Origin of the sequence: Bordetella sp. 02P26C-1, assembly GCF_009763255.1 — a bacterium.
Classification (GTDB): domain Bacteria; phylum Pseudomonadota; class Gammaproteobacteria; order Burkholderiales; family Burkholderiaceae_B; genus Bordetella_A.
In genome coordinates this window covers 117,132-143,980 of record NZ_WSJB01000022.1, presented here as the reverse complement: position 1 = coordinate 143,980, position 26,849 = coordinate 117,132, and the positions used below count along the sequence as shown (strand labels likewise).

The window sequence follows — 26,849 nt, the reverse complement described above, 5'->3', positions numbered from 1 at the left end:
AGCAGGTGTCACGCAAGGGCGCCGGTTGGTAGACTCTGGCTTTTGGTCTAGGAAGGAATTCGTATGTCAGCGACGATTTATCACAATCCGCGGTGCAGCACCTCTCGCAACGCGCTGCAGATGATCCGCGATGCCGGGATCGAGCCCACCGTGATCGAGTACCTGAAAGATCCGCCGTCGCGCGACACGCTCGCGGGCATGATCAAGCAGGCGGGCCTGAGCGTGCGTGAAGCGGTGCGTACGAAGGAATCGCTCTATCAGGAACTCGGGCTGGACGCGCCGGGCGTAACCGACGATCAGTTGCTGGATGCGATGATTGAAAACCCGATCCTGATCAACCGGCCTTTTGTGGTCACGGAGAAGGGCACGCGCCTCGGCAGGCCGGTGGAGGTGGTGAAAGACATTCTGCCCTGAACGACGACGGCCGCGTTCTGCGTGCCGTCGCGACGATGAGCGGGCCTGGCCCGCTACGTCCATTAATTCCAGCGACCGCTGGCACCGCCCAGACTAAAGCGGCCCGCGCCCATAAAGAGCACCGCCAGCGCGCTGAACAGGAACATGCCCTGTAGCTCCAGCGCCCAGCCCCCCTGGCCCGTCAGGCTGGTCAGTTGCCCCATATGCGCAAGCAGGATGGCAAAAATCATATTGACCACGATGATTAGCGCACCCAGGCGGCTGAACAGCCCCAATATAACGAGCAGCGGGCCCACAATTTCGCCGACGTAGGCGCCATAAGCCAGTACTGATGGCAGACCGTGCGAGCTCAACATGCCGGCGATGCCACCGACGCCGCTCGATAATTTGAACAGCCCGTGCATGAGCACCAGAATACCCACGCTAAGGCGCACAATCAGCTTGCCGGTGTCGTCAGATTTCATGTTGTCGGGCTCGGTGGAATTGTTGGAATGATCGCCCCGAAATCATCTAGGAGAGAGGCGACGAGTGCGGCCATTATTGCAAATTTTTCTCGTTTGACAATACAGGTTTCACCGCACGGCGGTCGCGAGGGCGTTGTGCGTGCTTGGCTCGGGGGCTGATCATGCCGCTTTAACACGGCTACCCAGCGAATCAGCACATCATGAGGTCGCCGGGAACATCAATATCCCGCAGAATGCCCGGATCGTCGCATTCGACTTCCTTGACGCCGTAGCGCTGCAGTAGGGCTTTGGCGCCCGCGTCGCCCTGCAGTTCAGCCAAATCAGAGAAGTAGCTCGCGCCAAACACGACGGGATGTCCGCGACGCCCCTGGTAGACCGGCACAACGATACGGGTTGCCTCGGCATGGTCTAGCAGCGTGCGAATGGTGTCAGTCCGCACCCAGGGCATATCTGCCAGCGCGACCACGCACGCCGAGATTTCGAGGCCATCCTTGTGCCGCGCTATCCAATGCGCGGCCGCCGCGGCGAGCGAAATGCCCATCCCGCGTGGCGAGTCGGCGACATGCACGAGCTCGCAGCCCAGTTCAGCGAGTAAGTCGGCCAGGCCAGCAGGCCGTCCAGCCACTACCGCGACGCTCTGCGGCACGGCACGCAGTAAAGACTGCGCGCTAGCCTGAGCGACACGCCGCCCGTCGGGCATAGCTGCCAGAAGCTTATGCGTCGTGGTGGGCAGCCGTCCTGTCGATGCCGCCGTAAATCGTTCGCCCAATCCGGCGGCAAGCAGGATTCCAACGAACATCGATTTAGCAGGCGCGGCGGTGAGTGTCATATCGGCAGCACTGAGCATGGGGCGCAAAGCTTAGGCGGCGGACCCAAACGCGTCAAGCACGCGCCGGGCAGCTTCTATCCGGCATGCGACTTGCTGAATGTCGGGAACGTCGCCAGCCGGCGCCGTCGCAACGGCAATAGCGCCACAGAACATCAGGAGATCGAAATCATGAACCGAATCGTACACAGTGGGTTGAGTGTGTTGTTGGCATTTGGCTTGGTCGGCGCTGCCAGTGCACAAACCACGCAAAGCGAAGCACCCGCCGGTGGCAAGACAGAGACGCCCACCGGTGCACAAACGGGTACGCTACCAGGTGGCCAGACGGGCGCTCAGCCCACCGGCGCGGCCGGCGCACAGACCCCGACGACCCCGCAGGCGAGCGAATCGGTGAGCAAATTGGACAGCGCCGACCGGCAATTTCTGAATGACGCCGCGCAATCCGGTGCGCTAGAGATCGAGGGCAGCAAGCTCGCCCTCGAAAAGAGCCAGAACGCCCAGGTCAAAGAGTTCGCGCAAAAGATGATCGACGACCATACCAAGGTTTCGCAAAAACTCGCGGAACTGGCTAAGAGCAAGGGCTATGAGCCGCCCAACGAGCCTTCGCTAATGCAGAAGGCTAAGCTCAAGGCGTTGAGCATGCGCGATGAAGGATTTGACGAAGCTTACGCCAATGAGATCGGCGTGGACGCGCATGAGGATGCGGTCAAACTGTTCGAAAAATCCGCGCAGGATGTCAAAGATCCCGAGGTCAAGCAATTTGCCACGGAGACGCTGCCTAGCCTGAAGATGCACTTGGAGGCGGCTCAAGCGCTGCAGAAAAGCGTAGTGCCGGCCAAGAAGCAGTAACGCTTAGGCGCCTGACGCACCCGCGGCTGATCTTACCGTGCTCGCTGACGCCAAGGGCTTAGTTGCCGTCATCTCTCCGCATCTGGACGACGCCGTGTTCAGTTGCGGAGATTTGCTCGCGCATACTGCGAACGCCACTGTCGTGACGGTATGCACGGGGCTACCCGACGATCCAATGCGCCTGACGGACTGGGATCGCAATTGTGGGTTTGCATCGGCCAGCGAGGCCATGGCAGAACGCTTGCAAGAGAACCGACGAGCGCTGGCGATTCTCGGGTGCGATGGGCAAGAGTTGGGGTTGCGAGACAGCCAGTATGTCAGCGATTGGCAGCCCCATATGGAACCATTGCGGCAGACGCTGATAGATGTGCTGCAAGCGCTGCAGCCCCAGCGCGTGGTCATGCCGCTAGGGTTATTTCATGACGATCATGTGCGGGTCTCCAATACCCTGTTGTCATTGATCGAAGCGTTTCCCGCCAGAGAGTGGCTGGCATATGAGGACATCCCGTATCGCGCGAGAGCCCGACTGGTCGAAGAGCGATTGTTCGAGATCCGGGCTCGCGGTGTGTACGTTCATCGTGGACCCGCGCCCGCGCGGTCCCAACAGAAGGTTGAAGCCGTCTTGGCTTATCGCAGCCAGCTCGCCGGATTTGGCCGACGACCCGACGACTTGGCGCGCCCTGAGGGCTATTGGGCACTGGCACTAAATGAGGAGGCCAAGTGATGCTTGCCGACGAAGCCTACGCGACCCGCGTGACCATAGTGGTACTGACCTATAACCGCAAGGAAGATCTCTGCGCCACGCTCGCGCGCCTGACACGGCTGCGTGATGGCGCATCGCTCCCTTATCGGATCATTGTGGTGGACAACGCCAGCACGGACGGAACCGGCGAGCGCGTCCATGCCGAATATCCTCATGTCGAAGTCGTGCGTGCGCCGAGCAACTTGGGCGCCGCCGGGCGAAACATGGGAGTGGCGCGCGTGCGCACTCCCTACGTCGCATTCTGCGACGACGACACGGCGTGGCAAGGCAGCTCGCTCAGCATTGCCGCACATATTCTGGACGCGCATCCCGTCATCACCGTATTGAACGCACGTATCGTGGTCGGAGAGGACGCGCGTAGCGATCCTGCCTGCGACATCATGGCGGCGAGTCCGCTACGCTCTTTTGAAGGGGTCGGCCCGGAGCTGATCGGCTTTATGGCCGGCGCATGCGTGATGCGTACCGAGGCATTTCGGAAGGCGGGAGGCTATTGGCCGCCGTTTTTTATCGGTGGCGAAGAAGCGCTGCTGGCGTTGGACATCATGGAGCAGGGCGGTCGCATCGTGTTCGCGCCAAACGTGGTGACGCACCATCGACCATCGCGTCTGCGCGACGCGCGCCAACGCCGCAGCCTCACGGCGAGAAACGATATTTGGACGGCATGGTTGAGATTTCCAGCGGGCATGGCGCTGCGCCGCAGTTTTCAAGTGTTCGCCAAGTGTGCGTCTTGGTTAGACCGTCTGCGGCTGGCGCGTGATGTCTTGGCGGGAGCGTGGCTGGTGGCGCGTTACCGGCAAGTCCTCTGCCAGCCGGTCTGCCGCAGTGTAGAAGAGGTGTGGAACGAAGAATCCGCGCCCACGCTGCGGCACACCGTGTACACGCGATGAATAGCCCGACGGATCCCGATGCAGGCGCCAAGAGCGCCGATGTCGGGTCTACCGGCTTTGCACGTAAAGAGGTGACGCGCACCATCTTGCGGGCGCTGTGGGAGTACCGGGCGCGCACTGGCGCGGCGGTGGCGCTCCTCGTGGTGGCCAAGCTGCTGATGGTGCTGGTGCCATTCCTGCTGAAGTCCATTGTCGATCAACTCAGTGAACCCGGCTTGCTGGTGCTGCCGGTGTTTTTGCTCTTGGGCTACGCGGTCATTCGCTTTGGGGGCAGCCTGTTTACCGAACTACGCGACGTCGTGTTCGCGCGCGTCGTGCAGCGCGCGGTGGCCGACTTTACGCTGCGCGTCTTCGAGCAGTTGCAACGGCTGGGTGCACGATTTCATGGCACGCGGCAAACGGGCAAGCTCGCGCGGGATGTGGAGCGCGGGACAGCGGGGATAGGCTTCTTGCTGGGCACGGCGCTGTTTACGTTGTTGCCCACGCTGGTCGAGATGGTATCGGTGGTGGTCATTCTGGTGCTGGGCTATAGCGCCTGGTTCGCCGCGGTGATGGCTGCGACCTTTGCCGGTTATTTCGCCTACACCGTCATCATGGTGCGTAAGCGCATCGTGTTTCAGCGGCAGATGAACGATCTGGACTCGCGAGCGAGCGGGCGCATCGTTGATAGCCTGTTGAACTACGAGGCCGTCAAACTCAATGCGAATGAAGCCCTCGAGACGCGCAGACTGGGTGGCGTACTGGGTCAGTGGGTAGACGTAGGCATTCGCAATCAGTTGGCGTTGTCGCGTCTGCATGTGGGCCAGAGCGCTGTGATCGCCTGCGGGGTTGCGACAGTCATGTTGCTAGCCGGGCAGCATGTGGTCGATGCGCGCATGACAGTAGGCGATTTGGTGCTGGTAAATGCCTACATCATCCAAGTGTGCTTGCCGCTAAACACCTTGGGCTTGATATTCCGCCAGGCAAAGGAGGCGTTCGTCAACGCGGAGCGGGTGTGCGATCTATTGCGCATGCCCGCCGAAACCGGCGACGACGAGGCCTTGCCTGCCTTGGACCCAGGCGCAGGCGAGATCCGTTTCGAAGGCGTGAACTTTGGCTATGAGCCCGGGCGACAAGTGCTATGGGATATAGACTTGACCGTGCCAGCAGGTTCCACCGTCGCGGTGGTGGGCGGCAGCGGTTCGGGCAAGTCCACACTGGCCCGCCTATTGTTTCGCTTCTACGACCCCACGGCGGGTTCCATCCGAATCAATGGTCAGGACCTGCGGCACGTGAATGTGCGCAGCATTCGCAAGTCCCTGGGCATCGTGCCGCAGGACACGGTCCTTTTTAACGAGACGATTGCGTACAACATCGCGTATAGCGCACCGGGCGCCACACGCGAGCAAATTATTCAGGCCGCTCGCGGTGCGCGCGTGGACGATTTCATTGAAAGTTTGCCGGCCGGCTACGAGACGCCGGTAGGCGAACGCGGGATCATGCTGTCTGGCGGCGAGCGGCAGCGCATCGCCATCGCGCGTGCGATTCTCAAGAACCCCGCGATCATGGTGTTTGACGAAGCGACCTCGGCGCTGGACACCCGAACCGAGCGCGCGATACAGGCGGAATTGGAACGTCTTTCGCGTGGCCGCACCACCTTGATTATTGCGCATCGGCTGTCGACCATTGTTCATGCCGACAATATCGTCGTGATGGATCGCGGCCGTATCGTCGAGCAGGGACGCCACGAGGATCTGCTCGAGCGCGACGGTATGTATGCGCAAATGTGGACCCTGCAGCGACGCCAATCCGAGCTGGAAGAGCGACAGGATCGTTATACCCGTCAGCCGGTCAACCTGGTCACGCTCGTGGCAGGCGTGCTCGATGCCATTCGCGAGCTGGCAGCAGAGTGCGGGGTTAATCTATATACGACGGTGGGCGCGGAGGCAGCGCGCATCACCGGCGACCCGAGCCGTTTACAACAGCTCGTCTGGGATTTATGCGCGCATGCCATCGCCGTCACGCCAGCGGGCGGCCGAATCGAAATCCGGTTACAGCGTCATGGACCGATGGCACATCTGGCGGTCACGGACGGCCGTAGTGACATGGCGTCAAGCCCGCCGTTACACGCGCCCGACGCGATCCAGCAGGCCGCTAACTTGGATCCCGCGCAACTCGCCGCGCAGGTCCAGCGTCAAGGGGGGACCTTCAATCTCGCCCCGGCTTCCGCGGGGGGAATGGTGCTGTCTGCGGACTTTCCGATCCGTGCGATCGAACCCCATCCCAAACGGCAGGATAGCCTCAGATCCGATTTGCAGGGTGTCAAAGTGATGTTGATCGACGACCAAGACGAAGCGCGCGAGGTCGTCGCGGAGGTGCTGCGCGATAGCGGCGCGACGATCGCAGCGTACGGCGGCGGCGCGCAGGCGCTGGCGGCGTTTCAGGCGATGCCCACGGATCAATGGCCGGATGTGTTGGTGTGCGATTTGTCGATGGCCGATATGGATGGCTACGAAGTCGTCGCAAGGTTGCGTGCGCTGGAAGCCGAACGCGGCGCGACGCTGGCCCACCGATTGCCCGCCATTGCGCTATCGGGCTTCGCAGAGCCGGAATTCCGACTTCGTACCTTGCTGGCGGGCTTTCAGGTGCACCTGGCCAAACCCGTGAACGCGCCCGAACTACTGACCACCATCAGCGCGCTCTTGCCGGGCGGATCGGCGGCGCGCTCGGATGTAACTAAGCATTAGAGCGGGGGATTGTTCATCCCGTCGTACTTACCGGAGAAGTAAGAAGTGCCGCATCACCCTTGAAAACGCAATGCCTCGCCCACGGCCGGCGCGGCACGCGACTTGCTTTGCATCAGGGCACCGGCGCATGTCACTTGCCACGCGCTAGGTCTAAACGGAGCTTTCTTATGAGAAAAATCGCCCTGATCAGCGAGCACGCGTCCCCGCTTGCTTGCGCCGGCAGCGTCGATAGCGGCGGACAAAACGTTTATGTGGCCCAAGTCGCGCGCCAACTGGCGCGCGCGGGCGTTCAGGTCGACGTCTTCACGCGCAAAGACAATCCTCTATTGCCCGAGGAGCAGCCTTGGGGCGATGGCATCAAGATCGTCCACGTCCCCGCCGGCCCGGCGTCTTTCCTTCCCAAAGAGCAGATGCTGCCCTACATGGAAGACTTCAGCACTTACATGCAGCGTTACTTTGCGCGGCAAGTGCGCTCGTACGACGTCATTCATGCGAATTTCTTTATGTCAGCGCTGGCCGCGCTGCCCGTGGCCCAGCGACATGGCGTCCCTCTGGTGGTGACGTTCCACGCCCTGGGCAAGGTCCGCCGCCAATACCAGCAAGAAGCGGATCAATTTCCAGACAGCCGTTTCGCCATCGAAGAGGAAATCGTCCGTCATGCAGACTGCATCATCGCCGAATGCCCGCAGGATCGTCGCGACCTGATCGACCTGTATGCCGCCGATCCGCGTCGTATCGAGATCGTGCCTTGTGGCTATGACGCCAGCGAAATGAAGCCACTGCCGAAACAAGCGATGCGCGCGCAGCTGGGATTGGATGATGATGTATTCACCATGCTGCAGCTCGGCCGCATGGTGCCTCGCAAAGGGGTCGATAACGTCATTCGCTCTCTGGCTCGGTTGCACCACGTGCATGGGATAAACGCCCGTCTGCTGGTCGTGGGTGGAAACTCGGAAGAGCCATGCGAGCGAGCCACCCCGGAGATCGGCCGTTTGCGTCGGATCGCCGAAGCCGAAGGCGTGACGCCTTGGGTGCAATTCGTCGGGCGCCGCAATCGCACGGATCTCTCCAAGTACTACAGCGCGAGCGATGTCTTCGTGACCACCCCCTGGTATGAGCCGTTTGGAATTACCCCCGTGGAAGCCATGGCGTGCGGACTGCCGGTGATCGGATCCGATACGGGTGGGATTCGTACGACAGTGGTCGACGGCAAGACGGGCTTCCTGGTCCCCGCGAAAGATCCCGATCGTCTGGGAGAAAAGCTCGCGCAGCTGGCCTCGAACCACGTCCTGCGTGAGCGCATGGGCAGAGCCGGGCGCTTGCGCGCGAAACGCCTCTACACCTGGCAGCGTGTGGGGCAGGATCTTCTGTCTGTCTATCAACGCATGGGGGTCGGCGTCACCAACGTGGCTCGCCCCTCCGCGCAAATCGCAGCTTAAAGGAGTCTCAACATGCACGATTTCGAAACGCTGGAAGGCCGGGTGGTGCTGGTGACGGGAGGCGGCAGCGGCCTGGGCGCGGCGATATGTGAAATGTTGGCAAAAGAGGGCGCCAAAGTCGCACTTGCCGACATCCATGAACAACGTGCACAAACCGCGGCGCAGCGTCTGCGCGACGAAGGCGCGAACATCATGCCTTGCAGTATGGACGTGGGCGTGGCCGACGATGTGCGCCGCACGATGGAAGCGGTCGTCGCGCAATTCGGCAAGCTCGATGCGATCGTCAACAATGCGGGCATCGATGTGACCGCGCCGATTGATGAACTCGACACCGACGTGTGGGAGCGTGTGCTGCGCACCAATCTCACGGGTCCGTTTCTGATGGCCAAGCTGGGTAAGGACCACCTCAGCCCCGGAGGCCATATCGTCAACATCGCCTCGACGGCTGCCCGTCGTGCGTGGCCCAACGCTAGCGCCTATCACGCCAGCAAGTGGGGATTGATGGGTCTGTCGCACGCGTTGCACGCGGAGCTACGGGGCAAGGGCCTGAAAGTCAGCGCCGTCGTGGCTGGGGGTATGCGCACGCCGTTTCTGCTCGATCGCTTCCCGGACATTGACGCCGGCACCCTGCAGGATCCGGCCAACGTAGCGCGCGCCGTGCGCTTTGTGCTGACGCAACCGCCCGAAACTGTCGTGCCGGAAGTCATGGTCTTACCCATGAAGGAGACATCATGGCCTTGAGGCCGGCCGTGTTTCTGGATAAGGACGGCACGATCTTGCGTGATGTTCCTTATAACGTGGACCCGGCGCGTATGGAGTATGCGCCCCATGCCCGTGACGCGTTGGCGTGCCTGGGCGCCGCGAACATCCCGCTCGTGGTGATCAGCAATCAAGCGGGCGTGGCACGCGGGTACTTCTCCGCTGATGCCTTAGGGCCAGTCCACGAGCGGCTGGGAGAGATGTTCACGCAAGCGGGCGCAAAGCTACACGGGTTTTATTGGTGTCCGCATGACCCCGCTGGCGTCGTGACCGAGTACGCCTTGAATTGTGATTGCCGCAAGCCGCAACCCGGTTTGTTCCTGCGCGCCGCTCGCGAATTGAACATCGATCTGGACGCGTCCTGGTTCATCGGTGACATCTTGGACGATGTGCAAGCCGGTCATCTGGCTGGTTGCCGCAGCGTGCTGCTGGACGTTGGCAACGAGACAGAGTGGCGCATGGGTCCGGGGCGCGAGCCAGACCGCTGTGCGGGCGATCTGCACACAGCGGCTCGAATGGTGCTCGCCGCGATGGCCGCCACGATAGCGGCGGAGGAAGCCTGAAGATGTCCTGGGACTGGAGCGAAGTTGAACATGTGCTTTGCATCCGGCTAGACAATATGGGGGATGTTTTGATGTGCACCCCCGCCATGCGTGCCTTGCGCGTGGCTGGCACGAAACACTTGACGCTATTGACATCAGAGGCCGGCGCCCGCCTAGCGCCTCATATCCCCGAGGTCGATACCGCCATCGCCTACGACCCGGCATGGGTAAAAAACACTTCGATCGGGAATCACGCCGACTTGGAAATCATCGAGCGCCTGCGCCGCGCACGTCCCGATGCCGCAGTCATTTTCACAACCTATAGTCAAAGTCCCTTGCCTGCGGCGCTGATGTGCCATCTAGCCGGCATACCGCGTGTGCTCGCGCACTGCCGCGAAAACCCTTATCGCCTTATCTCCGATTGGGTAAAGGAAACCGAACCTGCCACCGAGATCCGCCACGAAGTTCAGCGCCAACTAGACCTCGTGAATCATGTTGGGGCGCAGTGCGACGATACCCGGATGTCGTTCCATGTTGACGACGCGGATCGGATTTCCTTGCGGCGCAAATTGATATCGCGCGGCATCCACGAAACAGGCGGCTGGATTGGTGTGCATGCAGGCGCAACGGCCGCATCGCGCCGGTATCCGGCCGAAATGCTGATGCAAGCGCTGATTGGCCTGCGTGGGGAAGGGCGCCGCATACTGTTGTTAGGCGGGCACGAGGATCCTGCGCTGAGCCAGGCGTTAGAGCGCAGTCGTGCGATGCTGCCTGGGCTTACCGATTTATCCGGCCAACTCACTCTGGGTGAACTGGGTGCTGTGTTAGAAGCCGCCGGAGTCATGATCTGCAACAACAGCGGCCCGGCCCATCTGTCGGCTGCGCTCGGGGTGCCCGTGGTGGATATGTACGCGCTGACTAACCCGCAACACACGCCATGGCGAACGCAGGCGCGAGTTCTATATCAGGACGTCCCGTGCAAATACTGCTATCGCAGCGTATGCGAGCAAGGGCATCACGCATGCCTCACCGGCGTTGCGCCGCAACAAGTCACCGCTGCGGCACGGGAGTTGCTTAACTTGGACGGGCATTCGCCTGCCCAAGCACCCTGCCCACAGGAGATTTCATGCTTACCCTAGGAATCAATGCCGCCTATCATGATTGCGCGGCCGCGCTGGTGCGGGACGGGCACGTCATCGCTGCCGCCGAGGAAGAGCGATTTACCCGTATCAAACACGGTAAGCGTCCGGTTCCCTTCACGACCTGGCAGTTGCCGTACCATGCCATTGATTACTGTCTCGCTGAGGCGGGTGTGCGCATGCGCGATGTAGACCATATCGTCTACTCGTATAACCCCAAACTCCTCATGCCGGCGGGCAATATGGAGCCGGAGGTCGTACTGCCACTCGAGCCCTCCAAGGCCGGTTTCGGCCCGAACGGGGAGTCGCCTTGGGACGCGTTATTTTTATCCTACCTGGTGAATGCGCCGCGGCAGCTGCTGGATGGCTTGCCGCATCATTTGACCTCTGCCAGATGGGACGGGTTGTCGCTGCAACACATCACGGACCGATGGGTCAATCTCGATCACCATCTGTCGCACGAGGCCAGCGCATTCCTCGCCGCTCCTTTCGAAGACACGGCGGTGCTCACGCTCGATGGACGCGGTGAACGGACTACCACCAGCTACGGCCACTTTCACGAGGGCCGGTATCAACGCATCAAGCAGATCGATCTGCCGCATTCACTCGGGTTGCTTTACGAGGAGGTCACGCGGTATCTGGGCTTTCTGCATTCTTCGGACGAATACAAGGTCATGGCGTTGGCCTCCTATGGCAAGCCGATCTATCGCGATCAGTTCCGCGAGATTTTGACCTTGGACGAAGAAGGCGGGTACGCGTTGCATCCCGCAAAGCTGATAGAACGTTTCGGTCCAGGGCGTCGGCGTGGCGAACCCTTTACCGAGCAACATCAAAACATCGCAAGCTCGTTGCAGTATGTGCTGGAAGAGACCGCCTTGCATATGGCCCAATGGCTGCATCGTCAAACCGGCTCGTCCAACCTGTCGATGGCGGGCGGGGTAGCATTGAACTGCGTGATGAACGCCAGAATCGCGCGCGATGGGCCGTTTGAAAAAGTCTGGGTGCAGCCGGCGGCCGGCGATGCAGGCACCGCGCTAGGCGCGGCGCTCTATGTCGACTATCAACGCCGTGCGGGCCCACGCAACTGGACGATGGAACATGCTTATCTGGGCCCCGCATTCTCTGACGAGGAAATCGAACGCTTCCTCGATCAATCGCACCTGAACTATCGCAAACTCGAGAACGTGGCCGACGAGGCGGCGGAGTTATTGGCCGATAACAAGGTCCTGGGGTGGTTCCAAGGACGTATGGAGTTTGGACCGCGTGCGCTGGGCGCGCGCTCGATCTTGGCCTCCCCCATCGACAGCTCCATGCAAGCGCGGCTGAACGGCCTGAAAGACCGCGAAGATTTCCGCCCGGTCGCGCCGGTGGTGATGGAGGAGCGCGCGGTGCAATGGTTCGATGGACGCGGGGCGGCCTCGATCTGTGCGCCGTTCATGCTGTTTGTCTACGACGTATTGCCGCATCGCGCGCAGCAGATCCCGGCCGTGCGCCATATCGACGGCACCGCTCGCGTGCAAACGATCCGCCGCGATCAGAACGAACGCTATTACGACCTGCTCGCCGCGTTCGAGCAGCGTACTGGCGTACCCGTCTTGGTGAACACCTCGTTCAACACGCGTGGCGAACCGGTCGTATGTACGCCCCGCGATGCGGTCGAGAGTTTCTGGAGTTCGCCGTTAGACGCGCTCGTGATTGGCTCTTATTTGGTTGAAAAGCCGCGATGAACGCTGTGCCCGTGCCTCTCGTTTCCGTGGTGGTGCCGACCTATCGGCGCATGGATCTCCTGACGCGCTGTCTGGAGGCACTTTCTGCGCAGCACTTTCCACGCGACAGTTTCGAGATCATCGTCTGTGACGACGGCTGCCACGACACCACGCGGCGGCTCGTCGATGAGTGGCCCCGGCACCACCCGAGTGCACCACGCATGCGCTACATTGCGGTAGCGGATACACAGGGGCCCGCGGGTGCGCGAAACCGCGGCTGGCAGGCCGCACACGGCGAGATCATCGCGTTCACTGACGACGACACCATCCCAGCTCCCGACTGGCTTGGACAGGGGCTGCAGGCCATGACCGCCGGCGTGGCCGCTGTGACGGGCGTCACCGAGATGCCGTTGCCGAATCCGCCCACCGATTATGAGCGTGACGCGGCTGGCCTGACGCGATCGGAATTCATCACCGCCAACCTGTTCGTGCGCCGCTCCGCGTTAGTCGATGTGGGCGGCTTCGACACGCGCTACACGATGGCGTGGCGCGAGGATTCGGACCTGCACTTCGCCTTGCTGAAGCACGGCTATCGCATCGAGCGGGCACCGGCGGCGCGCGTGCTGCATCCCGTGCGGCCGTTCGGCTTTGCAGCAGGGCTCGGCATGCAGAAGAAGGTGATGTTCGACATGTTGCTGCGTCGCAAATATCCGGATTTGTACCACGCGCATATTCGCAAACACTTGCCGCGCTTTTACTTGTGCGTGACGGCAGCCTTTGTCTCGGCAGTATTGCTGGCGCTGCTAGGGCATCTGCGTATCGCCAGCATTGCGGGAGGAATCTGGGCGGTACTGACCGGATGGTTTTTCTATAAACGGCTGCAGGGCACCCGGCATACCCTGCGCGACGTGGCGGACTTGCTCATTACTTCGGTGTGCATACCGGTGCTATCGATCACCTGGCGCGTCGTCGGCCTCATTCGATTCCAGCGAGGCACAGTATGACCGCCGTGCTCGATCCGGCTCGTCCGCCCGAGCGCATCGCGGTGTTTCGGGCATTACAACTTGGCGACATGCTTTGCTCGGTGCCGGCGTTTCGTGCCTTGCGTCGGGCGTTTCCCCAAGCTCGTATCGCTTTAGTGGGGCTAGCGGGAGCGAGGGAATTCGTTCAACGGTTTAGCGCCTATATCGATGAGCTGCTGGAATTCCCTGGCATCTCTGCCTTTCCAGAGCAGGCGGCGAATGAGGCCGCCTTGCCCGAGTTCTACCGACGCATGCGCGATTGGCGGGCGGATGTCGCCATCCAACTGCATGGGAGCGGCCAGCAATCGAACCCGATCGTGGAGCAGTTCGGTGCGGATCGTTGGGTGGGTTTCGTGCCGCGGGCGTCTGATGAGATGCCCGGCGCACGTATGCTTTGGCCGGACACGCTGCCAGAGATCGAACGCTATCTCGCTCTATTGCGATACGCAGGTTTGGACGATGCGAACGAGTCGGGCTTGGAGTTTCCGTGCAGCGAGGCCGACCAAGCCGAAGCGACGCGTCTGCTAGACGAACACAGCCTCGATCCAGATAAGATCGTGTTGATTCACGCAGGGGCGCGGCTCGCATCCCGCCGTTGGCCCATCAGCCGGTTTTCCGCCGTCGCACGAGGTCTTTATCAAGAAGGTTGGCGCGTGGCTTTGACCGGCACAGCCGGCGAGCGAGACATGGTACATGCGCTGCGGCAGCAGGCCGCGGTACCGGTCGCGGACTTGTCGGGTCGCACCCACTTGGGCAGCATGGCCGCGCTGGTGCGAACCAGCCGTCTTCTTGTCTGCAATGACACAGGCGTCTCTCACATCGCCGCCGCCATGAAAACCCCCAGCGTGGTCGTGGCCTGCGGGAGTGATACGCGACGTTGGGCCCCGCTCGATCGCCGCCGTCATCGGGTGTTGGCCGCCGAGGTTCCCTGTCGGCCCTGCGCCTACGAGACCTGCCCGTTTGGCCATCCTTGTGCACTCGCCGTGTCGGCCGCAGAAGTCCACGCAGCCGCGCGCGCCCAGTTGCAATTCATCGAGAGGACAGCATGAATGCGCAACCCGATGTCCCTCAGCCCGCGCGCCGGCTACGCGTTCTGACTTGGCATGTCCACGGCAACTATCTATATGCCCTGCATCATGTGCCTCACGACTTCATCGTCCCGGGCCTATCCCATTCGGCTCCCGGATACGGTGCGCTGGGCCGGCGCATTCCATGGGCCCCTAATCTGACCCAGGTGCCGGCCAGCTCACTGGCCGAGATGGAGTTCGACTGCGTCCTGTATCAGCACAAACAAAACCTCGCGGACGCCCAATTACTGCTGACAGATCGTCAACGCGCGCTGCCCAGCATTTACCTCGAACACAATCCCCCCGAGCCGCACCCCACCGATACTCGGCATCCGTTCACCCATTCGCGTGGCTTGCTCGTGCATGTGACGCCCTTTAATGCAGTGATGTGGGACAGTGGCGATATGCCCGTGCGTGTCGTCGAACACGGCGTGCCCGTTCCGCAAGCGCGTTACGACGGAAGCCTGCAGCGCGGCATTGTGGTAGCCAATCATCTCGCGCGACGCGGGCGCCGCATCGGCCGCGATATTTTCGAGCAGGTCAGGCGCAAGACGCCGCTGGACTTGATCGGCATGGACGCGGAAAGCCTGGGCGGCATCGGCGAGATCCCAAACATGGAAGTCGCTGCCTTTATCTCGCGTTACCGATACTTCTTCAGCCCCATTCGGTACGCGAGCCTGGGCTTGTCCTTAATCGAGGCCATGCTTTCCGGCTTGCCTATCGTAGGCTTTGGCACCACTGAGCTACCCACCGTCATCACCAATGGAAAGGAAGGGTACGTAGATACCCGAGTAGAGCGCCTGATCGAAGTCGCACGCCAGCTTAACGAAGAACCCGCGCTAGCACGCGCATGGGGCGAGGCCGCGCGCGAAACGGCGCTGCGACGTTTTGGAATGGACCGGTTCGTCAGAGACTGGATCAATGTGTTCGACACACTAATGGAGCAGGCATGATGGACAGCATACATAGCGATGACAAGGCAGGGCGCGCGCTGGTTGCGGGCGGGGCTGGCTTTTTAGGCTCCCACCTCTGCGCGCGCTTACTGCGGGACGGATGGGAAGTCATCTGCCTCGACAACTTTCAGACAGGCCGCGCCAGCAATCTCGCTACGCTGGCATCGCACCCGATGCTTACCGTCATGCGTCATGACGTGGTGGACCCGATCCCAGACCTTCAGGTATCACGCATCTATCATCTGGCTTGCCCGGCATCGCCCGTACATTATCAAGCCGACCCGCTGCGTACGCTGCGTACCTGCGTGCTGGGCACTATTCAAATGCTGGAGCTGGCGGAACGCGTCGGCGCGCGCCTGCTACAGGCATCCACTAGTGAAGTCTACGGTGATCCTCTGCAGCATCCGCAACAAGAACAGTACTGGGGTCATGTGAACCCTGTCGGCCCACGAGCCTGCTACGACGAAGGCAAGCGCTGTGCGGAAACGATCTGCACCGAGTACGCGCACACCGAGGGCGTAGAGGTGAAAATCGCGCGCATCTTTAACACCTATGGTCCAAACATGTCGCCCAACGACGGGCGGGTCGTATCGAACTTTATTGTCCAAGCGCTGGCGGGTCAGCCACTGACCGTCTACGGCGACGGCACACAGACCCGTTCGTTCTGTTATGTCGATGACCTGATTGACGGCCTGGTGCGGCTCATGGAAAGCCCTTCGGCCATGACGCAGCCCATTAACCTTGGCAATCCGGCCGAGCTATCGATGTTGGAGATAGCCGATCTGGTGCGGGCTTGCACCGGGGCGCAAGTTCCCATAGTTTTCCGTGATCTGCCCGTGGACGATCCTGCCCATCGCTGCCCCGATATTTCGTTGGCCCAACAATACCTGGACTGGACGCCGAAGGTGCCGCCAAGAGAGGGCATTGCTCGTACGGCGGAATATTTCGCACAGGAATCCCAGGCCAGTCCCGAGCGCGAGTCACAGGCAATGGCCGCGTTCATGCAGACAAAGAGGGGCGGAAGAAGGCAGGGCAGGGCGCGGGTGGTCTAGCGCCTCGATAGGCTGCACCACTGCACGCAAGGCACCGGTTGCGGCTCGATCCGCAAACTACGCATGTCTGCGGTGATTGGAGCGAGACGCCCGCTATGCCCAGTGCGTTTGCCAGGATTAACGAAAGCGCAGATTCTCTCGCGACAGCTCGGACACAGACCTGCAGCCCATAAGCTTCATCGCCCGCTCGATTTCATTGCGCAGTTGGCCCAGGGCGCGCTCCACACCCGGCTGGCCCGCGGCGGCAAGGGGGAATAGATAGTATCGGCCAACACCCACCGCCTTCGCGCCAAGCGATAACGCTTTCAGGACATGCGTGCCGCGCTGAATGCCTCCGTCCATCATGACGTCGATACGGTCACCGACCGCGTCGACAATTTCCGCGAGTTGGTCGAACCCGGATCGGGAACCATCGAGCTGCCGGCCGCCATGGTTGGACAGTATGATCCCGGTACATCCGATATCCACCGCCCGGCGTGCATCTTCAACAGACATGATGCCTTTCAAGCAGAACTGTCCGTCCCATTCTCGAACCATTTGCGCGACATCGTCCCAGGTCATTGCGGGGTCGAGCATTTCAGTGAAATAGCGGCCGATGGACATCGCGCTGCCGCTCATATCCACATGCTCCTCCAGTTGCGGCAGACGGAAGCGCTCGTGCGTCACGTAGTTCCATGCCCACGATGGCTTCATCGCGAACTGCGTCAACCCCGCCACGTTCAGCCGGAACGGGATCGAAAAGCCCGTGCGTAAATCGCGCTCACGGTTGCCGCCTGTGATGCTGTCTACGGTCAGCATCATGACATTCACGCCAGCCGTCTTGGCGCGTTGCATCATCGCGCGGTTCAGGCCCCGATCCTTATGGAAATAAAACTGATAGACCTGCGGCCCGGAATATTGCTTGCGGATCGCTTCCAGGCTGACCGTACCAAGCGAGGACACACCGAACATCGTCCCGAACTTCGTAGCCGCCGCGGCGACAGCATGCTCGCCCTGATGGTGAAACAGTCGCTGCAGCGCCGTTGGCGAGCAGTACACCGGCATGGCGAGTTTCTGCCCCATGACGGTGACCGACAAATCTACATCCTGCACACCGCGCAACACGTTGGGCACAAGGTCGCAACGCTCGAAACTTTCCGCATTGCGCCTCAACGTGACTTCGTCATCGGCGGCGCCGTCGATGTAGTTGAAAATCGGCCCCGGCAGCCGGCGTTTTGCCAGCGTGCGGAAGTCATGAAAATTCAGGCAGTTTTTCAGACGCATGTTGGGGGATGTCTCCAGCGGCCGGCTTACGGGCTCACACTTTGTCTTTACGCATCCGCGCGAGGAATCGATCCAAACGCCCGATGGCGTCGGTCAAATCGTCGGCATTTGGCAAAAATACCATACGGAAGTGGTCATGATTGGGCCAATTAAAGCCCGTTCCCTGCACGATCAGGACACGTTCCTGATCCAGCAGGCTATACGCGAACTGCTGATCGTCGGTAATGGGATACACCGCCGGGTCCAGGCGCGGGAACAAATACAGCGCGCCCTTGGGCTTCATGACGCTCACGCCGGGAATCTGGGTCAGCAGATCGTAAGCCAGATCGCGTTGACGGCGCAGCCGGCCGTTAGGGCCGACGAGCTCGTTAATACTCTGGTACCCACCCAGCGCGGTCTGGATCGCCAATTGACCCGGCGTGTTCGAACACAGACGCAACGACGCGAGCATGTTCAGCCCTTCGATATAACCCTGTGCCAGCCGTTTGTCGCCCGTCACCACCATCCAGCCCGCGCGGTATCCGCAAGAGCGATAGTTCTTCGAAAGGCCATTGAACGTCAAAATCAGCACATCGTCAGCCAGCGAGGCCATGCTGACGTGGACATGATCGTCATAAATCGTTTTGTCGTAAATCTCATCCGACAAAATCACGAGATTGTGTTCACGCGCTACCTGAATGATGTCCAGCAGTACCTCGCGCGGATAGAGCGCACCGGTCGGATTATTCGGGTTGATCACGACGATACCGCGCGTGCGCGGCGTGATCTTGGCACGGATATCCTCGATGTCCGGCATCCAGTCCGAGCCTTCGTCACACAGGTAATGTACCGGACGCCCGCCAGACAGCCCGGTGACGGCCGTGTACAGCGGGAAATCAGGGGAGGGGATCAACAGCTCGTCGCCGTCGTTGAGCAGGGCGTTGATGCTCATCGAAATAAGCTCGGACGCGCCATTGCCCAGATAGACGTCATTGACATCGACGCCCATGACACCTTTGCTCTGCATGTAATGCACGACGGCCTTGCGCGGTGCGAACAGGCCCTTGCTATCCGTATAGCCCGCCACGTCGGCAACATTACGAATGATGTCCTGAATAATCTCGTCGGGCGGTTGAATTCCGAAGGCCGCCACGTTACCGATATTGAGCTTGATGATGCGCTGGCCGGCTTCCTCCATCTCGCGCGCTCGGTCCAGGACGGGACCACGAATGTCGTATGCAACATTATTGAGCTTGGAGGATTTGTCGATGGTTTTCACGCGGATGATTCCAGAGAGAGACTCGCGCGAAATCATACACCTTTGGCTGGCGAGACCGAATTCGCAGAGGCGAACTTGGAGAGACGCTCGTCAGTGCCTCAATACCAAAGAAGAGGGGACAAATCAGAAGGTAAAAAACCCCAACCCCGGCGGTCAGCCAGGGTTGGGGCGGAGTCATAACGGCCCGTGAGACAACCGGGTCCGCCGGTGCTTATGCTTAGAAGCCGACTTTCATAAACACCGATCCGTAGTTGTCGGTCAGACCCTTGGCGAACTGGCCGTTATAGCTCAGTCCTACCGTGGTGTTCTTCCCGACTTCCGCACCCAGCTCCAGGTTGAGCGTGGCGACATCCCGAGCGATAGAGGCACCGGTAACGCTGAACGAAGCGCCATTGCCGTTCACGAACGCCAACGAGCGGCTGGGGTTAACGTCACCGTTGGTATGGCGCCAGCCCAGACCACCGCGCACGAACGCATGTGCGGCTCCAATATCAAAGTCGGTTTTACCCCGGATACCGAGCGTCGTCGCGAGGGTGTGATCATGATCCGCTTTGCCGCGCAAAGCAGCCGAACCACCGGTTTCCTTGAAACCGGAAGACTTAAGGTCCGTCCAGGCCAGGCCGACATAGGGCCCCACCACTGTCTTGGCGCCAACTTGGGCTCCGTAACCGGCTTCTGCGAAGAGTTGCGTGCTCTTGGCATCGTACGAACTCTTCAAGTTCTGATCACTGCCGAGCGTTACCCGACGACGCGTATCGATATTGTGATGGGTGTAAGCGGCACCGGCTAGCAGATCGTACTGGCCATTGGCGGTCTGCAGGCTTTTAGCACCATACAGCGCAGCGGTGTAGCTATTGACGTCGGCCTTTGATCCGCCACGATTCTCTAGCTTGATCGCGCTATCGTTGTAGCCTAAGGCCGCGCCCAGGCGCCAATCCCCGCCCACGCTGCCTTCGCCGCCGACGAAGATGCCACCGCCTTGTGAACTGGTCTTGGTGGCGTTGCCGTCGCCCTTCAAACTGAATTTGCCACCCGTCACTTGCACCCATACCGGCACATCGGATTGGGGCGTCGAAGCGTTGCCGCCATTGCGGCGAGGGCCGCTCACGCGGTCTGAAATCACTGCGCGCACCTGGTTGCCTGAATAGAGCAGGGCGGACTGCGTCCCGGCGTGTACTTCACCCAATAGTTGATCGAGTGCCACTTGCGTGTTGGTGGAAAGCAGCGCTGCATCCGCCCACGCCTGCGCACCGGCCTGCGCCGCCACTGCGTACAAAGCACCGGCTTGGTTCTTGGGCAGCTCCTTCGTTTTTTGGACGACCTTTTTCTCATCCGGTGCCAGACGAATCTGCACGTCCTGCGCGTGGTAGGCGACGGGCTCCAAGTGCACCAGAGTGCCTTGGAAGGTATCGTCAAGTTTGGAACTGGCGAATTCGCCCACGATTTTGCCCGTCTCCGCACTCAAGATCGTGTAGTCATGGTTAAGACGGAATCCGCCATCGCCATTTTCTTGCGAAACGGTCAAATGTGTTTTTGAAACGTCGATCTCACCAGTTCGCGCGACGACGAGATCCGCGCGACCTGCAGCATTGATGTCGACAATATAGGACGGACCCATTTGACGGATCGAACCGAAGGTTTGCTTACCAATGGAGTTACCCGGGCTCAAAACCCCACCGACGGATTCCAAGGTGCCCTCAACGTCGAGATTGCCGCCAAGGACAGAATTTTCATAGACCCTTACATCACCGGAGATCTTAATGGGGTTTTCCATCGATCCACCCGATAGGCGGCTGCCGTCGGTCAACGTAACCGAGCCACCGATGCTGGCGTCCTTCGCACGATTAAACTCGAACCGAGTCGCGCCGCCGGAGAGGTGGCCCCCGATCTTGGTCGACCCGTCAAATCGCACCGTCGTATTTCGAGCATGTAAATCCTTGGCGATACGCGTGTCGTCCAGGAATTCGGCCCCTGCGGTCGACAGCAACCTGACGGATCCTCCGATGTTGGCGCCCCGATTAAAGGTCAACGACGCGCCCCTTGCACCCGTGACGTCGCCCGCGATGGGTTTACCACCGTGCTCGACGATCGTTCCGTTCCTGCCTACGTGAAGCTGCTGGAGGCCATGGTGGGAACCTTCCCAGCGCGCCCCGTCACTGACCTCAAAGCGGACCTGACCCGCTGCGTGTCGTTTGCCATTGGCGTCCAAGCCATCCGTATCGAGAATATCGCCTTTGGCCGATACGGCACCCCGCAAGGCAAAATGGACGACACCCCCCATGCCGTCGCCGGTACGGTTTACGCTCAGCAGAACGCCATTGTTCTGCTCAATGACAGTATTGCCGGTAAGCTGAATCAGTTGCTTGTCGCTCGATCTGGTCAGACTCGAAACGAACGAAGGTCCTCCAGACGTTAAGTTGATGTTATCAAGTGATGCCTGGCCGTCAGCATGCACAACGAAGCCGGGATGGTCGCCAGTTGCTTGAACCTTTCCGTTTTGGAGTTCAAGCGTGCCGCTACGATGGATCTCAGAGATCGGACCATTCGGGATGATCCAATCCACACCGGTGTGCTTTTGCAGATCGCGCCCACCCGGAATATCCGGTGTGTTCGAACCCCAGCCGACGCTGAGCGTGTGCGTACGCTGTGAAGACACCTTCACATCCTTAGGACGAGGCGACTCTACTGTGTCAGAGAATACTTGGTCAGTGCCGTTCAAAAGAATACTTGTCGCGCGTGTTGTAGGTACATCGACTTTCTTGCCCGCGGCGCCTGCCTCCACTGCCTCCAGTGCCTCCACTGCCTCGACACTCTCGACACTCTCGTCGCCCTCTGTGAACTCGTCGCCCGGGAGGTACTCCACTTCCTCTCCATCCTCTCCGACAAGGACGTACTCCACTTCCTCTCCATCCTCTTCGACAAGGACGTACTCCACTTCCTCTCCATCCTCCTCGCCAAATTCGTACTCTATGTCCTCGTAGAGGCCGTCAGACTCAACGTCCTCACCATCCACGAACTCGGCATCCTCTGTCTCGTCATCTTCCCGGTCGATCACCAATAAGTCGGTCACAGGCTCCCCGCCGATTGTCTTGAAGTACACAGGACTTGGCGTATCTTCGCCGGGTAGCGTGATGAAATCTCCGACGTATTCCTGAAAATACAAAGGCTCACCATTCTGTTCTATGTCGATGGCGTGCAAAAGATAGAGTTTTTCGTCGTCCAACAGGACGGAAAAAGGCTCCGGAGTGTTGTCCACATTCAAAAGACGGAGGTCATCCCATTTTTCGCCGCGCCTTACACTAACCGATTCGATTTCGGCGCCTTCGCCGTTGTCTGGTCCGTAAACCACCCTATAGTCGGTCTTAACGCCATCGCGGCCTATGACAGACCTTACGACCTCACGCGCATTGCGTTCGGTATAGCTCGTGCCTTCGGTGCCGGCATCTTTATTTAAATTGGTCTCGTTGTGGTGGCCGGCAGCGTAGACTAGGGCGCCTTGACTACACGCGGCCATAATGGCAATCGCAAGAGCGGTTTTTCGAATCTCGTTTCTCCGAGTGCGGTTATTCACGGAAACATCTCCAAGTAGGTTTGGTTGCGCGCATAAGCAAAGGCGACGGCATGCGCGTCGCATTAACTGATGCGTTGGATAAAGCGTGGGGCTCGTACCGAGCAGACGAACAATCAGGACGGCTCTCACTGGTGAGCGAGCAAGACCGTCATTCGCGGACATAAAGTGCTGAAGCCAATCTAAGGAGAAGACGGCATCCAGATGTGCATGCGCAGGTCGTGTACTGCTCGGGCGTAGTCAAACCCGGGCTTCGTCGGAAATAGTAATTACGCGTGTGACCATGGATATCGACCAAGCTCGGAAATCGGACATGGAGAAACGATCCAGTTCGTTGGCCGCTCGCCACATTCAAAGCTGGATTTACCCATGCCATCGAATCCGCTAATGTGTATTATGTAAAGTAATGAAGATGAGTGTCGAGCCCACTGCCGCCATGGACGCCGGCGACCTAAGGACCCGGGAATCAAATTGTGGGCTGTTACGCGTCGGCCGTATCACCGCACGCGCCCTCTTCACTGTAATTTGCAGGTACACCCCTTGCGGCGGTATTCCTTCTTTTTAACGGGAGACCGCTATGCAAAAACTGCACTTGAAACCGCTGGCCCAGCAAGTCATCGTCATTACGGGAGGCAGCAGCGGCATCGGCGCGGCGACGGCGCGGGCGGCGGCCCGTGCTGGTGCTCGGGTGGTGATCGCCGCGCGCGATGCCGGTGAACTGGAAAAAGTTGCCGGCTCCATTCGCGAGTCCGGTGGCGCGGTGACGACTTGCGCGATGGACGTGGGTCACGAAGAAGACCATCAAAAACTGCTTCAGACAGCGCTGGATACGTATGGCCGCGTTGATACCTGGGTGAACAACGCGGGCGTGACAATTTTTGGCTCCTTATCGACCGTACCCGTCGCCGATCAGCGTCAACTCTTTGAAACCGATTACTGGAGCGTGGTCTACGGCTCGCTCACCGCAACTGCGTACCTGCGCGAGCGTGGCGGCGCGCTGATCAATGTGGGCAGCGAGGTGTCGGATCGCGCGATACCCTTGCAAGGCGCTTATTCCGCTGCGAAGCATGCGGTGAAAGGGTTTACCGACGCATTGCGCATGGAGCTCATGCAGGATGGCGCGCCCGTCAGCGTCACGCTGATCAAGCCAGCGTCCATTGATACCGATTACACGCGCCGTGCCCGCAACTATATGGAGGTTGAGCCCACGCTGCCGCCGCCCATCTATGCAGCGGATTTGGTGGCCGACGCGATTCTTCAGGCCGCGCAATCCCCGCAGCGGGATCTGTATGTGGGGTCCGTATCCAAGCTGATTTCCACCATGGGTCAACGGGCGCCCGGGCTCTCGGACAAGATGGCGGGATGGCTGACGCGTAATCAGCGCAGTGACGTGCCAGCCTCCGAGGATATCGACGGACTGTACGATCCCGGTGTGCGTCAACGTACGCCCTCCCCTAAAAATGTGCGTCGTCACAGCCTCTATAAGCATGTGAATACGAATGCCAAAGGTCTGGTATGGCTGGGCACCGGGATGTTGTTCGTTGTGGGCGCTGCCCTTACCCGGCGTCGCTGATGTTTAACGGGCGCTAGTCTGGACGCTCAATGTTTGCTTTTTGCGAGATCCAGAGAGCTCAAGATAATCTCGAGACACAAAAAAGGGCGCGCTATAAGCGCGCCCTACTCTCCGTTCCGCTAAGCGTGCCAACCGCTCTAGCCCGAAAGATCAGTGCGCCAGTGCCGCATTGCTTTCGACCGGCGCGTCCACGCCTAACGCGGATTCGAGCAACTGCGCCAGGTCTCGCAGGCCGGTGGCAACGCTGCCCGTGAACCACACTGCCGCGCAATGGCGACCACGGGCGCGCAATTCGGCGATATCGGCTTGTGCCTGCGCCGACTGGCAACGGCCCAGTTCGTTGCCATGGCAATCATGACGGCCGATAAAGAGATATGAACCCCCTGCCGGGCCGCCCTTGTGCAATTGACCGCTCGCGTGCAGGTATCGCGGACCATAGCCTGACGTCGCCGCCGCGCCATACATATCCCGCAACCGCCCTTGCCAGTGCGTCAGCCAAGCGCGAGTGTCGTCATTGGAGGGCAAATAGGCCAGCAGCGAGAAATAATCGGCCGGATGCGCCCGCAACCAGTCGCCCAAATCGGCGTGTTCGCCGATATCGACGACCAGACTTCCTAGACTGACACCCGCTGGCTGGACAATGGGCGCGGCCAAAACCTGGCGAGTGCGGACTTTACTGGCTTCGACGTCGGGCTGGTCAAAGGGGTTGATCTCGAGGATCGAACCTGCCACGGCGGTCGCAAACTGCCATCGATAAAATTCCTGAGCTAGCAAGGCGCCCTCACCTACCTCGATATCAATCACGGCATGACCCGCCGCGCGCAACTGTTCGGTCTGGCGCTTCATAGCCGGGCCGCGGCGCAGAATCACGAACAGGCGGTCAGAGGGATAGCGATGAACTTCGGTTTCCGGTTCCTGAGTGACGGGGATCATGCCACGGCCGTGTTTTCCGGTAGACTCCGCAATCAGCTGCTCTAGCCAGTCGCCAAAACAAGCCAATTTCGGGTCCGTCCAGATGGTGACTTTGTCGCGCCCGCTTAACGCTGCCTCGCCCAACACCGCACCGAGAATTGCACCGGGGTTCTTATCCATCGGCGCGCGCGGGCCACATTGGTTGCGCGCCACGCTGGCCTGATTGAGGTAGGCCATCGGGTCGTGCCCCATGAGCGCGAGCGGTACCAAGCCGAACGGCGACAACACAGAATAGCGACCACCGATTTGACTGTCGCCAGTGAACACCGCTGCGTAGCCCAGTTCCTCGGCCATCTTTTGCAAGGGCGTGTCCAGATCGGTGATGGCACAGAAATGACGACCGGCGCTTTCGCCTAGCGCTGCGCGGGCGCGCTGATAAAAGTGGCGAGCCAGCAACGTGGATTCCATGGTTGTGCCCGATTTGCTCGCCACGATATACAGGCATTTGTCCAGAGGCAGGCGGCGCTCCAGCGCTTGCACTTGGTCGGGATCGATGGAATCGAGCACATGCAGCTTCAGGCCGCCGGGACTAGAACCCAGCGCGCTTTGGAGTACCTGCGCGCCCACGCTCGCGCCACCCATGCCAATTAGCACAGCATGTTCATAGAGACCATCGCGCAGTCTGGCGCACATGCCGAGATAGCGTCGCATGATGGCTTGCTGCTGAGCGGGATTGACCCAGCCGGTCCACTGGTCCTCGTCGGTGCCTGTCCAGAGGGTTGCGTCGCCCGCCCAGAGTCTCGACACCCAGCGTTGTTCCCTCATGGCTTTTAGACGGCTGATCACACGGTCTTTCAGCTCTACCGGGAGATGGACTTGCTGCCGGTGAATCGCCGTGTTGGCAGCGCTGCGGCGCAAGACAGGCCCGAACGGTTGTACTGACGGCTGAACTGAGGTCTGGGCGAGGGACTCGAGCATTTGGTTTTTCTCCACTGCAGTTGGATTTGAACGACCCGGTGCCTACCGCAAGAACTGTTCCCGCGTAGCCAGTGGGAACGGCCCTTGCTGCGCCCTGAGTCCCGCTGCCTATTTGGCGCGCTCACGCGTTATCCCAACCTTCTGATCTATAGACAGGACGCTCCATGACTGAAATCGAGAACGTGGCCACGTATATGCGCCGGCACAGCCTGATGTTGGCCACTGCGGAGAGTTGTACGGCCGGACTCATCGCATCGCATCGCAGATGGCGGACTTACCCGGCGCCGGTAGCTTGTTGGAATGCGCGTTCGTGGTGTATTCGCCTTCGGCCAAGCAGCGTTGTCTGGGGATCTCCGACGAAATATTGGCTCGCTACAACCTCACCAGCGAGGAAGTGGCAAGCGCCATGGTGCAGGGCGCAGCGCTGCGGCGCGCCCGTGGTCATTGCGAATACGGGTGTCGCCGATGATGGTGGTGACGGCGTAGCCGCGGGCACGCAGTGTTTTGCGTGGCTATTACGCGCGCCGGGATGCAAGGACGGTCTTTATACGGAAACGCGCCAGTTTTCCGGGGACAGAAACACCGTACGTGAGGCGGCGGCGCAATATGCATTGGAACGCGTGCCGCACTATCACGCGCTATGGACGCGTTAATAGTTTCGTTGATTCGCCCCTTAACATGGAGATGAC

The 26,849-nt window shown here is 60.3% G+C and carries 21 protein-coding genes and 1 pseudogene; 16 read left to right on the top strand and 6 right to left on the bottom strand.

What is annotated here, in order from left to right:
* Positions 1-63 precede the first annotated feature (63 nt).
* On the top strand, positions 64-414 hold the full coding sequence (arsC, locus tag GOQ28_RS13320; RefSeq protein ID WP_160351616.1) for an arsenate reductase (glutaredoxin): 351 nt from the start codon (positions 64-66) through the stop codon (positions 412-414).
* A gap of 62 nt (positions 415-476) precedes the next feature.
* Here arsC and GOQ28_RS13315 read toward each other — a convergent pair whose 3' ends face one another.
* Positions 477-878, bottom strand: a complete 402-nt coding sequence (locus GOQ28_RS13315) for a DoxX family protein (protein WP_160351617.1) — start codon at positions 876-878, stop codon at positions 477-479.
* A gap of 190 nt (positions 879-1,068) precedes the next feature.
* Positions 1,069-1,707, bottom strand: a complete 639-nt coding sequence (locus GOQ28_RS13310; RefSeq protein WP_160351618.1) for a nucleotidyltransferase family protein — start codon at positions 1,705-1,707, stop codon at positions 1,069-1,071.
* 168 nt (positions 1,708-1,875) lie between these two features.
* On the opposite strand from GOQ28_RS13310, the gene GOQ28_RS13305 reads away from it, so the two are divergent.
* The 13 genes from GOQ28_RS13305 to GOQ28_RS13245 all read left to right on the top strand — a co-directional run bounded on the left by GOQ28_RS13305 (position 1,876) and on the right by GOQ28_RS13245 (position 16,608).
* On the top strand, positions 1,876-2,553 hold the full coding sequence (locus GOQ28_RS13305; protein WP_160356800.1) for a DUF4142 domain-containing protein: 678 nt from the start codon (positions 1,876-1,878) through the stop codon (positions 2,551-2,553).
* 37 nt (positions 2,554-2,590) lie between these two features.
* The gene (locus GOQ28_RS13300) at positions 2,591-3,277 is read left to right on the top strand and encodes a PIG-L family deacetylase (RefSeq protein ID WP_160356799.1); all 687 of its coding nucleotides are present in this window, start codon (positions 2,591-2,593) and stop codon (positions 3,275-3,277) included.
* A complete protein-coding gene (locus GOQ28_RS13295; protein ID WP_160356798.1) occupies positions 3,277-4,203 on the top strand; it encodes a glycosyltransferase family 2 protein in 927 nt (308 codons plus the stop codon). The genes GOQ28_RS13300 and GOQ28_RS13295 overlap by 1 nt, the downstream gene beginning before the upstream one ends.
* Positions 4,200-6,929, top strand: coding sequence for an ATP-binding cassette domain-containing protein (locus GOQ28_RS13290; RefSeq protein ID WP_160356797.1), 2,730 nt, complete (start codon positions 4,200-4,202; stop codon positions 6,927-6,929). Before GOQ28_RS13295 ends, GOQ28_RS13290 begins: the two co-directional genes overlap by 4 nt.
* Positions 6,930-7,096: 167 nt before the next feature.
* Complete coding sequence (locus GOQ28_RS13285) at positions 7,097-8,368, top strand: glycosyltransferase family 4 protein (RefSeq protein ID WP_160356796.1); 1,272 nt, start codon at positions 7,097-7,099, stop codon at positions 8,366-8,368.
* A 12-nt stretch (positions 8,369-8,380) separates the two neighbouring features.
* Entirely contained in the window at positions 8,381-9,109 is a 729-nt protein-coding gene (locus GOQ28_RS13280) for an SDR family oxidoreductase (RefSeq protein WP_160356795.1), read from the top strand.
* Entirely contained in the window at positions 9,100-9,690 is a 591-nt protein-coding gene (locus GOQ28_RS13275) for a D-glycero-alpha-D-manno-heptose-1,7-bisphosphate 7-phosphatase (RefSeq protein ID WP_160356794.1), read from the top strand. Before GOQ28_RS13280 ends, GOQ28_RS13275 begins: the two co-directional genes overlap by 10 nt.
* Before the next feature lie 2 nt (positions 9,691-9,692).
* Positions 9,693-10,808: a glycosyltransferase family 9 protein gene (locus GOQ28_RS13270; RefSeq protein ID WP_160356793.1), complete on the top strand. Its 1,116-nt coding sequence runs from the start codon at positions 9,693-9,695 to the stop codon at positions 10,806-10,808.
* Positions 10,796-12,535 carry a carbamoyltransferase family protein gene (locus GOQ28_RS13265; protein ID WP_160356792.1) on the top strand — a complete coding sequence of 580 codons (1,740 nt, stop codon included), beginning with the start codon at positions 10,796-10,798 and terminating at the stop codon, positions 12,533-12,535. Before GOQ28_RS13270 ends, GOQ28_RS13265 begins: the two co-directional genes overlap by 13 nt.
* Positions 12,532-13,518 (top strand): glycosyltransferase, encoded by a 987-nt coding sequence (locus GOQ28_RS13260; protein WP_160351627.1) that lies wholly within the window; start codon positions 12,532-12,534, stop codon positions 13,516-13,518. The genes GOQ28_RS13265 and GOQ28_RS13260 overlap by 4 nt, the downstream gene beginning before the upstream one ends.
* A complete protein-coding gene (locus tag GOQ28_RS13255) occupies positions 13,515-14,585 on the top strand; it encodes a glycosyltransferase family 9 protein (protein ID WP_160351628.1) in 1,071 nt (356 codons plus the stop codon). The genes GOQ28_RS13260 and GOQ28_RS13255 overlap by 4 nt, the downstream gene beginning before the upstream one ends.
* The gene (locus tag GOQ28_RS13250) at positions 14,582-15,556 is read left to right on the top strand and encodes a glycosyltransferase (protein WP_160356791.1); all 975 of its coding nucleotides are present in this window, start codon (positions 14,582-14,584) and stop codon (positions 15,554-15,556) included. Before GOQ28_RS13255 ends, GOQ28_RS13250 begins: the two co-directional genes overlap by 4 nt.
* A complete protein-coding gene (locus tag GOQ28_RS13245) occupies positions 15,553-16,608 on the top strand; it encodes a UDP-glucuronic acid decarboxylase family protein (protein ID WP_160356790.1) in 1,056 nt (351 codons plus the stop codon). The genes GOQ28_RS13250 and GOQ28_RS13245 overlap by 4 nt, the downstream gene beginning before the upstream one ends.
* 117 nt (positions 16,609-16,725) lie before the next feature.
* Here the strand turns inward: GOQ28_RS13245 and GOQ28_RS13240 are convergent, their stop codons facing one another.
* The 3 genes from GOQ28_RS13240 to GOQ28_RS18770 form a co-directional block, all read right to left on the bottom strand.
* Positions 16,726-17,871 (bottom strand): alpha-hydroxy acid oxidase, encoded by a 1,146-nt coding sequence (locus GOQ28_RS13240; protein WP_160351631.1) that lies wholly within the window; start codon positions 17,869-17,871, stop codon positions 16,726-16,728.
* A 34-nt stretch (positions 17,872-17,905) separates the two neighbouring features.
* Positions 17,906-19,129 (bottom strand): aminotransferase class I/II-fold pyridoxal phosphate-dependent enzyme, encoded by a 1,224-nt coding sequence (locus GOQ28_RS13235; RefSeq protein WP_160356789.1) that lies wholly within the window; start codon positions 19,127-19,129, stop codon positions 17,906-17,908.
* A gap of 217 nt (positions 19,130-19,346) precedes the next feature.
* Positions 19,347-22,700 carry an autotransporter domain-containing protein gene (locus GOQ28_RS18770; protein WP_160356788.1) on the bottom strand — a complete coding sequence of 1,118 codons (3,354 nt, stop codon included), beginning with the start codon at positions 22,698-22,700 and terminating at the stop codon, positions 19,347-19,349.
* A 574-nt stretch (positions 22,701-23,274) separates the two neighbouring features.
* Here GOQ28_RS18770 and GOQ28_RS13225 point away from each other — a divergent pair.
* A complete protein-coding gene (locus GOQ28_RS13225) occupies positions 23,275-24,270 on the top strand; it encodes an SDR family oxidoreductase (protein ID WP_160356787.1) in 996 nt (331 codons plus the stop codon).
* 150 nt (positions 24,271-24,420) lie between these two features.
* Here the strand turns inward: GOQ28_RS13225 and GOQ28_RS13220 are convergent, their stop codons facing one another.
* The gene (locus GOQ28_RS13220; RefSeq protein ID WP_160356786.1) at positions 24,421-26,160 is read right to left on the bottom strand and encodes a transaldolase; all 1,740 of its coding nucleotides are present in this window, start codon (positions 26,158-26,160) and stop codon (positions 24,421-24,423) included.
* A gap of 265 nt (positions 26,161-26,425) precedes the next feature.
* On the opposite strand from GOQ28_RS13220, the pseudogene GOQ28_RS13215 reads away from it, so the two are divergent.
* A pseudogene (locus GOQ28_RS13215) lies at positions 26,426-26,813 on the top strand (CinA family protein).
* The last annotated feature ends 36 nt before the right edge of the window (positions 26,814-26,849 follow it).

Excerpts from the sequence above, each read along its gene's own strand:
- GOQ28_RS13280 (WP_160356795.1), top strand. The coding sequence starts at position 8,381 with ATGCACGATTTCGAAACGCTGGAAGGCCGGGTGGTGCTGGTGACGGGA.
- GOQ28_RS13275 (WP_160356794.1), top strand. The coding sequence starts at position 9,100 with ATGGCCTTGAGGCCGGCCGTGTTTCTGGATAAGGACGGCACGATCTTG.
- GOQ28_RS13255 (WP_160351628.1), top strand. The coding sequence starts at position 13,515 with ATGACCGCCGTGCTCGATCCGGCTCGTCCGCCCGAGCGCATCGCGGTG.
- GOQ28_RS13250 (WP_160356791.1), top strand. The coding sequence starts at position 14,582 with ATGAATGCGCAACCCGATGTCCCTCAGCCCGCGCGCCGGCTACGCGTT.
- GOQ28_RS13265 (WP_160356792.1), top strand. The coding sequence starts at position 10,796 with ATGCTTACCCTAGGAATCAATGCCGCCTATCATGATTGCGCGGCCGCG.
- arsC (WP_160351616.1), top strand. The coding sequence starts at position 64 with ATGTCAGCGACGATTTATCACAATCCGCGGTGCAGCACCTCTCGCAAC.
- GOQ28_RS13310 (WP_160351618.1), bottom strand. The coding sequence starts at position 1,707 with ATGACACTCACCGCCGCGCCTGCTAAATCGATGTTCGTTGGAATCCTG.
- GOQ28_RS13315 (WP_160351617.1), bottom strand. The coding sequence starts at position 878 with ATGAAATCTGACGACACCGGCAAGCTGATTGTGCGCCTTAGCGTGGGT.
- GOQ28_RS13225 (WP_160356787.1), top strand. The coding sequence starts at position 23,275 with ATGCAAAAACTGCACTTGAAACCGCTGGCCCAGCAAGTCATCGTCATT.
- GOQ28_RS13245 (WP_160356790.1), top strand. The coding sequence starts at position 15,553 with ATGATGGACAGCATACATAGCGATGACAAGGCAGGGCGCGCGCTGGTT.
- GOQ28_RS13290 (WP_160356797.1), top strand. The coding sequence starts at position 4,200 with ATGAATAGCCCGACGGATCCCGATGCAGGCGCCAAGAGCGCCGATGTC.
- GOQ28_RS13270 (WP_160356793.1), top strand. The coding sequence starts at position 9,693 with ATGTCCTGGGACTGGAGCGAAGTTGAACATGTGCTTTGCATCCGGCTA.
- GOQ28_RS13220 (WP_160356786.1), bottom strand. The coding sequence starts at position 26,160 with ATGCTCGAGTCCCTCGCCCAGACCTCAGTTCAGCCGTCAGTACAACCG.
- GOQ28_RS13260 (WP_160351627.1), top strand. The coding sequence starts at position 12,532 with ATGAACGCTGTGCCCGTGCCTCTCGTTTCCGTGGTGGTGCCGACCTAT.
- GOQ28_RS13295 (WP_160356798.1), top strand. The coding sequence starts at position 3,277 with ATGCTTGCCGACGAAGCCTACGCGACCCGCGTGACCATAGTGGTACTG.
- GOQ28_RS13285 (WP_160356796.1), top strand. The coding sequence starts at position 7,097 with ATGAGAAAAATCGCCCTGATCAGCGAGCACGCGTCCCCGCTTGCTTGC.
- GOQ28_RS13240 (WP_160351631.1), bottom strand. The coding sequence starts at position 17,871 with ATGCGTCTGAAAAACTGCCTGAATTTTCATGACTTCCGCACGCTGGCA.
- GOQ28_RS13305 (WP_160356800.1), top strand. The coding sequence starts at position 1,876 with ATGAACCGAATCGTACACAGTGGGTTGAGTGTGTTGTTGGCATTTGGC.